The following is a 14,528-nucleotide window of genomic DNA, read 5'->3' as shown; positions in this document are numbered from 1 at the left end:
TGCCACGTGCCCTGGCCTTTTTTGTAGGAAACCCCATGTCCAGTCAGTTCCCCGAAGCCCGTTCCCGCCGCCTGCGCCGTTCCCCTGAGCTGCGCAGCCTGTTCCAGGAAACCGAGTTCACCCTCAATGATCTGGTATTGCCGATTTTCGTCGAAGAAGAAATCGACGACTTCGTGCCGATCACCAGCATGCCCGGCGTGATGCGCATCCCCGAATCGAAACTGGCCAGTGAAATCGAGCGCTTTGCCCGTGCCGGGATCAAGTCGGTGATGACGTTCGGCGTGTCCCATCACCTGGACGCCAGCGGCAGCGATACCTGGAACGAGCGCGGGCTGGTGTCGCGCATGTCGGCGATCTGCAAGGACGCGGTGCCGGAAATGATCGTGATGTCCGACACCTGCTTCTGCGAATACACCGACCACGGCCATTGCGGCGTGATGCACGGCAATGAAGTGGACAACGACCGCACCCTGGCCAACCTGGGCAAGCAAGCGGTGGCGGCAGCCCGTGCCGGTGCCGATGTGATCGCGCCGTCGGCCGCGATGGACGGCCAGGTCCAGGCCATTCGCCGGGCGCTGGATGCGGCCGGATTCAGCCATATCCCGATCATGGCGTACTCGACTAAATTCGCTTCGGCCCTGTATGGCCCGTTCCGCGAGGCGGGTGGCAGCGCGCTGAAGGGCGACCGCAAAAGCTACCAGATGAACCCGATGAACCGCCGCGAAGCCGTGCGCGAATCCTTGCTCGATGAGCAGGAAGGGGCCGACTCGCTGATGGTCAAGCCGGCCGGTGCTTACCTGGACATCATCCGCGACATCCGCGAAGCCTCGCGTTTACCGGTGGCGGCGTACCAGGTCAGTGGCGAATACGCGATGATCAAGTTCGGCGCCCAGGCCGGCGCCATCGACGAAGCGCGGGTGGTGCGCGAAACCCTGGGTTCGATCAAGCGCGCCGGTGCGGACCTGATCTTTACCTACTTTGCGATGGACCTGGCGCTCGCCGGTATCTGATCCCAGCGCATGTACTGTGGGAGCCGGCTTGAGGGCGCCATCGCGGGCAAGCCCGCTCCTGCAGGGGGTGGGCGTGGGTTTGTGAGATAGTGGGCACTTTCAGCGACTCACAGGACACCCCCCGCATGCTTTCATCCCGGCTGACTCTCGGCCTGGCCGCCTTATTGGTGCTGGCCGGCTGTTCGACCCAACGCAGCCAGCAACTCCCCGAACGCAGTGAGGCCGAGGTCAAGGCGCAGATTGTGCGACTGATGCCGGCCAGGGTTCCGGATCGTGCCGGTTGGGCCCAGGATATCTACACGGCGCTCGACAGCCAGAAGATCTACCCCAGCACCGAAAATATCTGTGCGGTGCTGGCGGTCACCGAGCAAGAGTCCACCTATCAGGTCGACCCGCCGGTGCCGAACATGGGCAAGATCGCCCAGGATGAAATCCTCAAGCGTGCAGCCAAGGTGCATGTGCCGGCCGTGCTGGTGCGCACCGCGTTGCAACTGCGCTCGCCTACGGGTAAGTCCTACGCCGACCGCCTGAGCGCTGCGCGTACCGAGAAGGACCTGAGTGGGATCTTTGACGACTTTATCGGCACAGTGCCGTTGGGCCGCACCTTGTTTGGCAGTTTCAACCCAGTGCATACCGCAGGCCCGATGCAGGTGAGCATTGCCTTCGCAGAGCAGCAGGCGCGCAATTATCCCTACAGCGTAGATGGGAGCATTCGCCGCGAAGTGTTCACCCGGCGTGGCGGCATGTACTTCGGCATTGCCCATTTGCTGGGTTACCCGGTGAGCTACGAGAAGCCGCTGTACCGCTTTGCCGACTTCAACGCCGGTTGGTACGCCAGCCGCAATGCCGCGTTTCAGGCCGCGGTCAGCCGTGCTTCCGGGACCCGCCTGGCGCTGGATGGCGATTTGATCCGCTATGGCTCGATCATGCCCGGCACCACGGAGTTGGCGGTGCGCTCACTGGGCAAGAAGCTGGACATGCGCAACCCGAGCATTCGCAGCCAGTTGGAGCAGGGTGATCGCCTGGATTTTGAACAGACCACCCTGTACCAGCGAGTGTTTGCCCTGGCCGAGAAAGCCGAAGGCAAGCCGCTGCCACGGGCGATCCTGCCGGGGATTGTGCTCAAGAGCCCGAAGATCACCCGTAACCTCACCACGGCCTGGTTCGCCAAGCGCGTGGATGAGCGTTACCAGCGCTGCATGAAGCGCTGAGGTCAGGGGCGGCGCTTGACCAGCTTGCGCCACAACCAGACCCACAGCCACAACACCGGGAAGGCGAGGATCACGAACGGCAGCACGTAGCTGGAGCGTTCCAGGGCATCGGCGGTGCCGTCGACCAGGTTGTCGCCGAGGTTGCCGAACATCCGCGCAAAACGTGATTGCTGATGCTCGCCGTCGGATGGACTGAAGTTCAAGGTCACGCGGTTGGTGTCCAGGCGCCGCTGCTGGCCGGCGGCGATCTGCGCCAGTTCCTGCAGCTCGTTTTCGATGGAGGCCTGTTCCTTGGTCAGGGTGATCAGGTCGCCCACGGTGATGTCCTTGCGCGCCGCCAGTTCATCCAGGCGTTTTTGCTGGGCCTGCAAACGTTCCTGGCGACGGCGCACATCGGCCACCGCGTCGGCCAAGTCTTCGGCGCTGGTGATGCGCTGCCCCAGTTGCCCCCCCTCGGCCACCATCTTCACCAAGGGTTCGACCCCGCTGGGGGCGATGCGCAACACGATCGTGCCGCCGTCGCTGTTCTCTTCGATACGCAGGATATTGCAGGCGCCGAACTGTGCCGACTCGCAGGCTTGGCGGGTGGCCTGCATGCGTGGCGCGAGCAGGGCCAGCGGCATCGCCAGACTCAACTCGTGTTCATAGGCCAACAGCGCGCCGGCCCGGCCCTGTTCGCCATTGATCGGCGTCGACTCGGAATACTCCTTGGGCGAACAGCCGCCGAGCAGCAGGGCGGCCAATAACATCAATGCAGTAGATCTGCCTTCCAGGTGGCGCATTACGGTTCCTTCAAGTGTGCGGGATAAAGTGCGCGGCGATTAAAGCCGGTTTGCCCGGCGAACGCAAAGCGGGCGCAGGCTTATCGTCACTGATTTACCCGGTTGATCATGCTGGCTGCATCCACCGGAGCAGGTTAAACCTCGGGCCCGGTCACAAGGAAGATCCACCATGACTCACGTCCCTGAAGGCTTTATTCCCTTGCCCCGCAGCAGCCCGCTCCTGGATTTGCTGGGGCCGGTGTATTGCCGTGGCGAGGGACTGCACCTGCAACTGGGCCTGCGCGCCGACAACCGCCATGCCAACGGGCGTGGCACGGTGCATGGCGGCGTACTGGCGACCCTGGCGGATGTCGGCATGGGGTATGCCATGGCGTTCTCCAGTGACCCGCCGTTGCCGTTGATTACCGCGAGCATGACCCTCGATTATCTGGGGGCGGTGCAGGTGGGGGAGTGGATCGAGGTGCAGCTGGAGCACCACAAGCGCGGACGGCAGATGGCGTTTGCCACGGTCAGCTTGCAGGTGGGGGAAAAGGTGGTGGTGCGGGCCACCGCGGTATTTGCCGTGCCGCAATCCAATGGACGCTAGATATCTAATGTAGGAGCCGGCTTGCCTGCGATAGCGGTGTATCAGTCAATGCTACCGGTGACTGCCCCTCCGCTATCGCAGGCAAGCCAGCTCCCACATCGGAGGGGGGCGCAAATCAAATAGGCAAAAAAAGGCCCGGCTTTTCGTGGAGCCGGGCCTCTTTCATGTTGCTCGTTGAATCAGTCGCGCTCAAGGGCCAGTGCCACGCCCTGGCCGCCACCGATGCACAAGGTCGCCAGGCCTTTCTTGGCGTCGCGCTTGAGCATTTCATGCAGCAGGGTCACCAGCACACGGCAGCCTGAGGCGCCAATCGGGTGGCCAATGGCAATCGCGCCGCCATTGACGTTGACCTTGGCCGCGTCCCACTCCAGTTCCTTGCCCACTGCCAGCGCCTGTGCGGCGAAGGCTTCGTTGGCTTCGATCAGGTCCAGGTCGGCCAACTGCCAGCCGGCCTTGTCCAGGCAACGACGGGTCGCGGACACCGGGCCAATGCCCATGATCGCCGGATCAACACCCGCATTCGCGTAGCTGGCGATACGCGCCAGCACCGGCAGGCCGAGGGCCTTGGCTTTATCGGCACTCATCAGCAACACGGCGGCGGCGCCGTCGTTGAGGCTCGACGCGTTGCCGGCGGTGACGCTGCCGTCTTTCTTGAAGGCCGGTTTGAGTTTGCCCAAGGATTCGGCGGTAGTGCCGGCGCGGGGCTGCTCGTCCACCGCAAAGGCAATCGGGTCGCCCTTGCGCTGGGGAATCAGGATCGGGGTGATTTCATCGGCAAAGCGCCCGGCTTCAATCGCCGCGGCCGCTTTTTGCTGGGAGGCAGCGGCGAAGGCGTCCTGGGCTTCACGGCTGATGCCGTACTTGTCCACCAGGTTCTCGGCGGTGATGCCCATGTGGTAGTCGTTGAACGCGTCCCACAGGCCGTCGGTGATCATGCTGTCGACCATCTTCGCGTGCCCCATGCGCAGGCCGGTGCGGGCGGCAGGCAGCACGTACGGGGCCAGGCTCATGTTCTCCATGCCGCCGGCGATAATCACCTCGGCGTCACCGCAACGGATGGCCTGTGCGCCCAGGTGCAGGGCCTTGAGGCCCGAGCCGCAGACCTTGTTCAAGGTCAGGCTGGGCACTGCATGTGGCAGGCCGGCGAGAATCGACGCCTGGCGTGCCGGGTTCTGGCCCGAACCTGCGGTCAGGACCTGGCCGAGGATCACTTCGTCCACTTGCGCAGGGTCCAGGCCGGTCTGCTCCAGCAGGCGGCGGATCACGGCGGCGCCCAGTTCCGGTGCCGGGATGCCGGCCAGGGCTCCTTGAAAGCTGCCCACGGCGGTGCGGGTGGCAGCAACAATCACGACGTCTTGCATGGAATCTGTCCTCACTGGAAGTGCATTTCTGGAACGTGGTCCGGGACGATCAGTTTACCGGCGGTCTTGCTCACAATCTCTTCAACGCTGACGCCAGGTGCGCGTTCCTTGAGGACAAAAGCGCCATTTTCGATTTCCAGGTACGCCAGGTCCGTCAGCACGCGCTTGATGCAGTGGGCACCGGTCAGCGGCAGGCTGCACTGGCTGAGCAGCTTGGACTCACCGTCCTTGGAGGCGTGGGTCATGATCACGATGATGTTTTCTGCGCCGGCCACCAGGTCCATGGCACCGCCCATGCCCTTGACCAGCTTGCCGGGGATCATCCACGAGGCGATGTTGCCGTGTACGTCCACTTCAAAGGCGCCGAGTACCGTGAGGTCTACGTGGCCGCCGCGAATCATTGCGAAGGACTCGGCCGAGGAAAAGATCGAGGCGCCGATACGCGCGGTGACGGTCTGCTTGCCGGCGTTGATCATGTCGGCATCAATGGTGTCTTCGGTAGGAAACGGTCCCATGCCCAGCAGGCCGTTTTCCGATTGCAGCATCACTTCCATGCCTTCGGGAATGTAGTTGGCCACCAGGGTCGGGATGCCGATGCCGAGGTTGACGTAGAAGCCGTCCTGCATTTCGCGGGCGACGCGTTGAGCCATTTGTTCGCGGGTAAGAGCCATAGTGCTGTTCCTCTTATTGTTCGGGCTGGGCAGATTATTTGCGGACGGTGCGCTGTTCGATGCGCTTCTCGAAGGTGCCGCAGATGATCCGGTCGACGTAGATGCCAGGGGTGTGGATCTGCGCCGGGTCCAGCTCGCCCGGTTCGACGATTTCCTCGACTTCGACCACGGTGATCTTGCCGGCGGTGGCGGCCAGCGGGTTGAAGTTCTGGGCGGTGTGGCGGTAGATGACGTTGCCGAAATGGTCGGCTTTCCAGCCTTTGACGATGGCGAAGTCGCCGGTGATGGATTCTTCCATCAGGTACGGGCGACCATTGAACTCGCGGGTTTCCTTGCCTTCGGCGACGGGCGTGCCAACACCGGTGGCGGTAAAGAACGCCGGAATGCCCGCGCCGCCTGCACGCATTTTTTCGGCCAGGGTGCCCTGGGGCGTCAGCACGACTTCGATTTCACCGCTGAGCAGTTGCTTCTCGAACAGGGCGTTTTCACCGACATAGGAGGCGATGACCTTGCTGATCTGTTTTTCTTCGAGCAATACACCCAGGCCAAAGCCATCGACGCCGCAGTTGTTGGAGACCACCGTGAGGTCGCGGGTGCCTTTGCGCTTGATTTCGGCGATGAGGTTTTCCGGGATGCCGCACAGGCCAAAGCCGCCGGAGAGTACGGTCATGCCGTCTTCAAGGCCTGCCAGCGCTTCTTCATAGGACGCCACGCGTTTATCGAAACCTGCCATATGCACCTCTTTTATTGTTTGTGGTCCAGCCAGTGACTCGAGTGTTGCGCTGACAGATTGATTTGTTAAGTTGTTTTTTAAGGTTGATTGATTTAAAAAACAGCACAATCGCCAAGCCGTAGGAGCAGCGTCATGACAGTTAAACAGATGCGGGCCTTTCTTGCCGTGGCCCAGAGCCTGAGTTTTGCCGCCGCCTGTGAGCGCCTGCATTTGTCCCAGTCGGCCCTGAGCCTGACCATCAAGGGCCTGGAGGAGGGCCTGGGCGGGCGGCTGTTCAGCCGTAATACGCGCAACGTCGCGCTGACCCCTGAAGGCGAATCCCTGTTGCCCCTGGCTCGCCGGTTGATTGCCGACTGGGACAATGCCGAGGATGAACTGCGCCAGCGTTTTACCCTGCAGCGCGGGCGCGTGACGGTGGCGGCGATGCCGTCGTTTGCCGGCAACCTGCTGCCGCCGATCCTGAAGGTGTTCCGTGCGCGGTTTCCCCAGGTCAATGTCACGGTGCACGATTTGATCAATGAGCAGGTCCTGGAAATGGTCCGTGATCGCCAAGTGGAGCTGGGTGTGGCGTTTGAGCCTTCACCGGGGTCGTCGCTGGCCTTCACCCCGCTGTATCTGGACCGCTTTGTCGCGGTGGTGCCCGGCGACTCGCCGCTGGCGGACATGACCGCGATCGACTGGAAAACCCTGCTGGTGCAACCGTTCATTACCTTGCAGCGGCCTTCCACGGTCCGGGTGATGCTCGAGGAGCACCTCGGCGCGTTACAGATGAAACTGCCGGTGGCGTTGGAAAGCCATCAATTGGCAACCGTGGGCAAGATGGTTGCCAGCGGCCTGGGCGTCAGCGCCGTGCCTGCATTGTGCGCACAGCAGATGGAAGAGGCGGGGGCCCGTTGCATCACCTTGTGTGACCCGGTGATCGAGCGGCCGATTGGGGTGCTGACCAAGCCGGGGCATGAGCTGTCGGCGGCGGCGCAGGCACTGTTTGATATCTTCCGCGACGAAGCGGGGAAGGGGCGATTCCCGGGGATTTAAGTCGACACAAACAAATGTGGGAGCTGGCTTGCCTGCGATAGCTATTTAACACTCAACAACTAGGTTGATCGTTAAACGGTTATCTCAGGCAAACCAGCTCCCACAAAGGTCTAGTTATTCTTAGTAGTAGCGGTCAATCACTTTAACTTGCGAGTTGTCCTTGAACGACTCCCAGGCATTGTTAAGTGTATCGAAGACCTGCTCGATAAAGTTGCGATCGGCAGCTGCTTTTTTACCAACATAACCCTGGCCGCGGCGGTACATCTTCAGGCGCGCCGCCAGTTCACGGTTATTGCGGTCGAACTCGGCTTCTTCGGTATGGGGCGCCAGGCAGTCAATTTGCACTTCGCCCGATTTGCCAATCCACAGGATATGGTCGTCGAGTGTGTCTTTCTGCGCTGCGAACATCTCAGCCAATTCATCAATAGTTGGTTGGTTGTTCAGATTCATGTGTAAGCCCCTTGACCAGTTGGCGATCTTCAGTTGATTCGTTAATTCACGTTAGTTGTCTCCGGCTATGAAAACCGGGCGTCAGAAACGGTCTGCCAAATACGGACAGGGTCTTGAACCTGATGCATGTAGTGTTTCTGATGAACTGCTACGCAATGGTTTCATAACGAAGACAAGCAGCATTTGAGCTTCTTGTACCGATCCTTTCGGGCCGGTCAGCTTCATCAATCTGCCTTGTGGGCAGTGCACATCCGGAAAAACAGCTCGGCGGTCAGACGAGCTTGTTCAAAACGCTTGTTACCAGCACTCCCGATCCGGGAGACGCTTGAATCATGCAAGCTCAAAATGGTTACGTCAACGGTTATGTAGTGATTATTTTTGCTCACTACATATTTTCTGCAGAAGAGAGGGGGGGCTGGGGAAAGGTGACTTGGGCGTCACTTTTTGTGCCGGGGAGTCGAGGGGTTGCGCTGCTGTGGGAGCTGGCAAGCCAGCTCCCACATTGGATTTGTGGTGCTTAGGGGAATGCTATTCGCCGCGGATGTACTGTTCCAGTTGCTGGATCAGTGCCGCCTGCTCGGCGATGGCTTCCTTGACCAGGTCACCGATGGACAGCAGGCCCAGCAGTTCTCCTTCTTCCACCACTGGCAGGTGGCGCAGGTGGCCGTCAGTCATGATGCCCATGCAATCTTCGACGCTTTTGTGGGTGTCCACGGTGATTGCCGGGGAACTCATCACCTGGTGGACCTGGGTGGTCGTCGAGGACAGTCCATGGAGAATCAGTTTGCGCGCGTAGTCGCGCTCACTGATGATGCCGACGACCTTGCCGTCCTTGACTACCGGCAAGGCGCCGACGTTCTTCGCTGCCATCACCACCAACGCTTCAAACACGGTGTGATTCCACTGGATGGTATGGACTTCCTGATTCTTCTGGTCCTTGGACTTGAGCAGTTGTGCGACGGTCTTCATGGTGGCCACCCCGGTTTTGTTATTAGGCAGTGCCTACAGAATCCTCGACCGCTGGCGCCAGGGCAAGAGCCAAAGCGGCGTATATCCGCTTGAAAAGCGTCATTACCTGACTTTTTTTGCAATTTCAGCCCTTGTTTGCCGGTTTTACCGCCCGTTTCGGGCTGGCGGCGGTCTTGGGCTTGGCCGGCTTGCGTTTGTTTTTCCAGGGGGTGGCACCACGACCTGCCGGGCTGGCCGGGCCGCTGATGGTCATTTGCATACCATTGCAGCGGGCCACTTGCTTGCTCATCCAGGCGGCCTGTTTGGCGACGAACTCTTCCAGGCTCATCTCACCGCTCTGCACCATGTCCAGGGCCTGCTCCCAGATGGCGGTGGTGCCGGGATCGGCAATCGCCCTGGGTACCGCGTCGATCAGGCTGAAGGCCGCCGGTGTGGCAGACAGCGCCTTGCCGGTTTTCACCAAGTAACCACGGTCCAGCAGGCCCTGGATGATCCCGGCCCGAGTCGCCTCGGTACCGATGCCGGTGGTGTCCTTGAGCTTTTGTTTGAGCAGCGGGTCTTGCACCAGTTTGGCGACGTTTTTCATCGCCTTGATCAGGTCGCCTTCGGTAAAGGGCTTGGGCGGCTGGGTCCACAGGTCCTTGAGGTTGACCTTGGCCACAGCGTAATCCTGGCCCTGCACCAGCGCCGGCAAAGGCTGCGGCGCCGGCGCCTCACGGCCTTGGCTCGGGGCCAGCGCTTCGGGCAACGCACGCTTCCAGCCGGGTTCCACCACCACTTTACCTACGGCGCGCAAGGCTTCGCCGGCACAGTCGAAGTCCGCCTGGGTGCGGTCGTATTCGTGATTGGGCAGGAACTGCGCCAGGTATCGGGCGCGGACCAAGGTGTAGACGGCGCGGTGTTTGCCGGTCAACTGCGCAAGATCTTTGCCGGCGCCGGTAGGAATAATGCCGTGGTGGGCGCTGACCTTGGCGTCGTTCCAGGCGCGGGAGCGGCGCTGCGCATCGAGGTGTGGCATCAACGCGCTCACCGCCGGGTCGGCGCGGCCCAGTGCCGCGAGAATCGTCGCCGCGTCGCCATGCTGGCTCACGGGCAGGTAACCGCAGTCGCTGCGCGGGTAGGTGATGACCTTATGGGTTTCGTAGAGGGACTGGGCGATATCCAGGGTTTCCTGGGCGCCGAGCCCGAGTTTCTTCGAGCAGATTTCCTGCAGGGTGCCCAGGTCAAAGGGCAGGGGTGCCACTTCGCGCATGCGTTCGGTGCGCAGCTTCACCAGGCGTGCGCTGGCCGCGTTGCTCATCGCCGTCGCCGCGTGTTGTGCCCGCTCCGGGTTGAGGCAACGGCCCTGGTCGTCACAGATATCGTCGGCGGCGCGCCATTGCGCGATAAAACGCATCTGCTGGTGCAGCAACTCAACATCAATGGCCCAGTAAGCCACCGGGACGAAGTCGGCAATGCTGCGGTCGCGGTCCACCACCAGGCGCAGGGTCGGGGTTTGCACCCGCCCAACGGGCAATACACCTTGATAGCCGGACTGACGGCCGAGCAGGGTAAACAGGCGGCTCATGTTCATGCCGATCAGCCAGTCGGCACGGGAGCGGCCCAGGGCCGAATGGTAGAGGCTGAAGGTGTCTGCGCCAGGCTTCAACGATGCCAGGGCCTTGCGGATCGAGGCATCGTCGAGCGCCGACAGCCACAGGCGCTGGATCGGCCCGCGATAGCGGCAATGCTCCACCAGTTCGCGGGCGATCATCTCGCCCTCGCGGTCGGCATCGGTGGCAATCACCAGTTCCCGGGCTTCCCCCAGTAGGCGCTTGACCGCCTTGTACTGGCTGGCGGTCTTGGGCTTGACCGTCATCTTCCATTTTTCCGGGACGATGGGCAGGTCGGCCAGCACCCAGCGCTTGTACTTGGCGTCGTAGGCATCGGGCGGGGCGGTTTCCAACAGGTGGCCGATGCACCAGGTAACGGTGACGTCCGTGCCCAGCCAGCAACCGTCGCCCCGGCGCCGGGCGCCGAGCACGGCCGCGATATCCTTGGCCTGGGAGGGTTTTTCACAGAGGAACAGCCGCATGCTCAGCCCATTCGTTACACAGTTGAATGGGCGAAGGATGGGCAAAAGAAGGCAATTGAGCAACCTTTATCTGGATGGATATACAGCAATTTGTGTGGGCGGCGGGAAACCAATGTGGGAGCGGGCTTGCCCGCGATAGGGGGGGTGCCAGTCAGTACATTCATTGACTGACCCACCGCTATCGCGGGCAAGCCCGCTCCCACAAGGGATTTACAGGGTTTGCGGGAGATTAGTTTTTATCCAGATCCACGTTCTTGGTTTCCTTCAGGCACAGCAGCCCGACGATCAGGCTCACCCCGGTAATCACCACCGGGTACCACAGCCCGTAGAAGATATCGCCGGTGTACACCACCAAGGCAAACGACACGGTCGGCAGGAACCCGCCAAACCAGCCGTTACCGATGTGGTAGGGCAAGGACATGGAGGTGTAGCGGATACGCGTCGGAAACAGTTCCACCATCAGTGCGGCGAGTGGGCCGTAGCACATTGCGGCGATCAGGATCAGCGCGACGATCAGCACCACCACCATGGTTTTGTTGACCTGGGCCACGTCTGCCGATTTCGGGTAGCCGGCCAGGGTCACGGCGCCGCGCAGGGCGTCTTCGTCGTAGCCGTCGATGCGCACATCGCCGATGCTGACTTGCACCGCGCTGCCGGCAGGTGCGGCTTCGCTGCTGTAGGGCAGGCCCTGTTTGACCAGGAAGGTCTTGACCTTGTCGCATGGGCTGTCAAACCGCGCCTTGCCCACCGGGTCGAACTGGAAGGTGCAGGTGGCCGGGTCTGCCAGCACGGTGATCGGGGCCTGGCGGCTAGCCTGGTCCATCGCCGGGTTGGTGTAGTGGGCCAGGCCCTTGAAGATCGGGAAGTACAGCGCGGTGGCCAGCAGCAGGCCGACCATCAGTACTGGCTTGCGCCCCCATTTGTCCGAGAGCCAGCCGAAGAAGATAAAGAACGGCGCGCCAATCACCACGCTGATGATCAGCAGCATATTGGCCAGGGCCGGGTCCATCTTCAGGAACTGGGTCAGGAAGAACAGTACATAGAATTGCGCGGCGTAGAAGGTCACGGCCTGGCCGGCGTTGATACTGAACAGCGCAATCAACACCACCTTGAGGTTTTGCCAGTTACCGAACGACTCGCGGATCGGCGCTTTGCTGGCCTTGCCTTCCTCTTTCATTTTCAGGAACGCGGGGGATTCGTGCAGGCTCAAGCGGATCCAGGTGGAAATCCCCAGCAGCACGATGGACAGCAGGAACGGCAGGCGCCAGCCCCAGACTTCAAACTGATCGCCCGTGAAATAACGGCAAGCCAGCACCACCAGCAACGACAGCAACAGGCCGAGGGTCGCGGTGGATTGAATCCAGCTGGTGTGGAAGCCGCGTTTGCCGGCGGGGGCGTGCTCGGCGACATAGGTCGCGGCGCCGCCGTATTCACCGCCCAGGGCCAGGCCCTGGAGCATGCGCAGCACCACCAGGATGATCGGCGCGGCGATGCCGATGCTGGCGTAGGTGGGCAACAGGCCCACACAGAAGGTTGCCACGCCCATCAGGACGATGGTGGCGAGGAAGGTGTACTTGCGTCCGATCATGTCCCCCAGGCGGCCGAACACCAGCGCGCCGAACGGCCGCACCACAAAGCCGGCGGCAAAGGCCATCAGGGCGAAGATAAAGGCCGTGGTGTCGTTGACCCCGGCAAAAAATTGCTTGCTGATCACCGCCGCGAGGGCGCCATAGAGGAAAAAGTCATACCACTCGAACACCGTCCCCAGGGACGAGGCGAAGATGACCTTTTGCGACTCCTTGCTGCTGACAGTGGCGCCAGGCATGGCGTCCAGGGGTTGAGCACGTTCTGACATGGGGTAGCCCTCACAGTGATTATTTATTGTTGTTCCACTGTCGGCGCCAACTTCAGCGCCGCTCTTGTCCTGTAGGTGCGAGCAAACTCGCGCCTACAGGTCATGCCGGTGTTGTCTGTTCTCTTTCGGGGGTGAGGTTCCTTGTTTGAGGGGACAGAATCAGTTGCGCGGCTTTTTCCGCGATCATCAAAGTGGGTGAGCAGGTATTGCCGGAGGTGATGCGCGGCATGATCGAGGCATCGGCGATGCGCAGGCCGGGCACGCCGTGCACGCGCAACTGGGCATCGACCACCGCGTCTTTATCCTGGCCCATGCGGCAGGTGCCGACCGGGTGAAAAATCGTGGTGCCGATCCGCGCCGCCGCCTCTTGCAATTGTTCATCGCTTTGCAAGGCCTCACCGGGCAGGTATTCCACCGGGTTGAAGGGGCGCAGGGCCTGGGCGCCGACAATGCGCCGGGTCAGGCGGATGGCATCGGCGGCCACGCGCAAGTCTTCGGGATGGCTCAGGTAGTTGGGCTGGATCAATGGCGGCGTCGCGGGATCGGCCGAGCGGATATCAATGCGTCCGCGACTCTGCGGGCGCAAGTCGCAAACCGACGCAGTAAATGCCGGGAATGCGTGCAGCGGTTCGCCAAAGCGTTCCAGCGACAGTGGTTGCACGTGGTATTCGAGGTTGGCCGAAGTCTGCTCCGGCCCCGAGCGGGCGAAGGCGCCGAGCTGGCTGGGCGCCATGGACAGCGGGCCGCTGCGGTCATACAGGTATTGCAGGCCCATGCCCATCTTGCCCCACACGGAACCGGCGATCTGGTTCAGGGTGCGGGCGTTTTCCAGCTTGTAGATCAGCCGCAGTTGCAGGTGGTCCTGCAGATTGCCACCGACCCCTGGCAGTTCGTGCAGGACCTCGATGCCCAAGGGCTTGAGGATGCTCGAAGGCCCTATCCCGGAGCGCTGCAGGATGCCGGGCGAACCCACCGCCCCGGCGCACAGGATGATTTCCTTATGGGCTTTCCAGGTCACTACTTGCCCTAGCTGGCGGCCCACCACCGCACTGGCGCGGCCGCTTTCCAGGAGTACACGGTCGACTTCCACGCCGGTGAGCACCGTGAGGTTGGCGCGCTGGCGGATGGGCTTGAGAAACGCCTTGGCCGCATTCCAGCGTACGCCACCTTTCTGGTTGACCTGGAAGTAGCCACACCCTTCGTTATCGCCCTGGTTGAAGTCGTCGATGCTGGCGATGCCACTTTGCTTGGCGGCTTCGCGGAAGGCGTCGAGGATCGGCCAGTGCAGGCGCTGTTGCTCCACGCGCCACTCGCCGCTGTCGCCATGTAGGGGCGAGGCGCCGGCAAAATGGTTTTCGCTTTGCTTGAACAGCGGTAATACATCGTCCCAGGCCCAGCCGGGGTTGCCTTCGGCGGCCCAGCCATCGTAGTCGTTGGCCTGGCCGCGCATGTAGATCATGCCGTTGATCGACGAGCAGCCGCCCAGCACCTTGCCCCGTGGATAGCTCAGGGCACGACCTTGCAGGCCGGGTTGGGTTTCGGTCTTGAAGCACCAGTCGGTGCGCGGGTTGCCGATGCAGAACAGGTAGCCGACGGGGATATGGATCCAGGGGTAGTTGTCGCGCCCGCCCGCTTCAAGCAGCAGCACACGATGGGCAGGGTTGGCGGACAGTCGATTGGCCAGCAGGCAGCCCGCAGGGCCGGCGCCTACTACCACGTAATCGTATTGCGCAGGTGCAATAGTCATCTGGGGTCTCGCTTGTTTTTCTTATTGGCTCCATCCTAGTTGTT

13 protein-coding genes are annotated in these 14,528 nt (G+C 61.8%); 4 read left to right on the top strand and 9 right to left on the bottom strand.

Annotated elements, in window-relative coordinates:
* Window positions 1-35: 35 nt before the first annotated feature.
* Window positions 36-1,010, top strand: coding sequence for a porphobilinogen synthase (hemB, locus tag K1X80_RS17955; RefSeq protein ID WP_057959111.1), 975 nt, complete (start codon window positions 36-38; stop codon window positions 1,008-1,010).
* A gap of 125 nt (window positions 1,011-1,135) precedes the next feature.
* Window positions 1,136-2,221 carry a DUF1615 domain-containing protein gene (locus K1X80_RS17950; protein ID WP_220172389.1) on the top strand — a complete coding sequence of 362 codons (1,086 nt, stop codon included), beginning with the start codon at window positions 1,136-1,138 and terminating at the stop codon, window positions 2,219-2,221.
* Window positions 2,222-2,223: 2 nt separating this feature from the next.
* Here K1X80_RS17950 and K1X80_RS17945 read toward each other — a convergent pair whose 3' ends face one another.
* A complete protein-coding gene (locus K1X80_RS17945; protein WP_057439448.1) occupies window positions 2,224-3,003 on the bottom strand; it encodes a DUF4349 domain-containing protein in 780 nt (259 codons plus the stop codon).
* 169 nt (window positions 3,004-3,172) lie between these two features.
* On the opposite strand from K1X80_RS17945, the gene K1X80_RS17940 reads away from it, so the two are divergent.
* Window positions 3,173-3,589 carry a PaaI family thioesterase gene (locus K1X80_RS17940; protein WP_057439447.1) on the top strand — a complete coding sequence of 139 codons (417 nt, stop codon included), beginning with the start codon at window positions 3,173-3,175 and terminating at the stop codon, window positions 3,587-3,589.
* A gap of 179 nt (window positions 3,590-3,768) precedes the next feature.
* On the opposite strand, the gene K1X80_RS17935 is transcribed toward K1X80_RS17940, so the two are convergent.
* Genes K1X80_RS17935 through K1X80_RS17925 form a run of 3 tightly spaced genes read right to left on the bottom strand, consistent with a single transcriptional unit; the run spans window position 3,769 to window position 6,354 of the window.
* Window positions 3,769-4,950, bottom strand: coding sequence for an acetyl-CoA C-acetyltransferase (locus K1X80_RS17935; protein ID WP_057444130.1), 1,182 nt, complete (start codon window positions 4,948-4,950; stop codon window positions 3,769-3,771).
* Between the two features lie 11 nt (window positions 4,951-4,961).
* Window positions 4,962-5,621, bottom strand: coding sequence for a CoA transferase subunit B (locus tag K1X80_RS17930; RefSeq protein ID WP_057439446.1), 660 nt, complete (start codon window positions 5,619-5,621; stop codon window positions 4,962-4,964).
* 34 nt (window positions 5,622-5,655) lie between these two features.
* Window positions 5,656-6,354 (bottom strand): CoA transferase subunit A, encoded by a 699-nt coding sequence (locus K1X80_RS17925; RefSeq protein WP_010211319.1) that lies wholly within the window; start codon window positions 6,352-6,354, stop codon window positions 5,656-5,658.
* 132 nt (window positions 6,355-6,486) lie between these two features.
* Here K1X80_RS17925 and K1X80_RS17920 point away from each other — a divergent pair, with 132 nt between their 5' ends.
* Window positions 6,487-7,389, top strand: coding sequence for a LysR family transcriptional regulator (locus K1X80_RS17920; protein WP_120733548.1), 903 nt, complete (start codon window positions 6,487-6,489; stop codon window positions 7,387-7,389).
* 120 nt (window positions 7,390-7,509) lie between these two features.
* Here the strand turns inward: K1X80_RS17920 and K1X80_RS17915 are convergent, their stop codons facing one another.
* The 5 genes from K1X80_RS17915 to K1X80_RS17895 form a co-directional block, all read right to left on the bottom strand.
* Entirely contained in the window at window positions 7,510-7,839 is a 330-nt protein-coding gene (locus K1X80_RS17915; protein WP_029296579.1) for a hypothetical protein, read from the bottom strand.
* A gap of 528 nt (window positions 7,840-8,367) precedes the next feature.
* The gene (locus tag K1X80_RS17910) at window positions 8,368-8,808 is read right to left on the bottom strand and encodes a CBS domain-containing protein (protein ID WP_057959116.1); all 441 of its coding nucleotides are present in this window, start codon (window positions 8,806-8,808) and stop codon (window positions 8,368-8,370) included.
* Between the two features lie 124 nt (window positions 8,809-8,932).
* Complete coding sequence (locus K1X80_RS17905; protein ID WP_186626209.1) at window positions 8,933-10,882, bottom strand: DNA topoisomerase III; 1,950 nt, start codon at window positions 10,880-10,882, stop codon at window positions 8,933-8,935.
* Between the two features lie 229 nt (window positions 10,883-11,111).
* On the bottom strand, window positions 11,112-12,737 hold the full coding sequence (locus K1X80_RS17900; RefSeq protein ID WP_057439443.1) for an MFS transporter: 1,626 nt from the start codon (window positions 12,735-12,737) through the stop codon (window positions 11,112-11,114).
* 100 nt (window positions 12,738-12,837) lie between these two features.
* Window positions 12,838-14,484: a GMC family oxidoreductase gene (locus K1X80_RS17895; RefSeq protein WP_057959118.1), complete on the bottom strand. Its 1,647-nt coding sequence runs from the start codon at window positions 14,482-14,484 to the stop codon at window positions 12,838-12,840.
* Window positions 14,485-14,528: the final 44 nt, after the last annotated feature.

The organism is Pseudomonas sp. So3.2b (genome assembly GCF_019464415.1).
Taxonomy (GTDB): Bacteria; Pseudomonadota; Gammaproteobacteria; order Pseudomonadales; family Pseudomonadaceae; genus Aquipseudomonas; species Aquipseudomonas shahriarae.
This window is presented reverse-complemented; position numbering and strand designations above follow the sequence as displayed.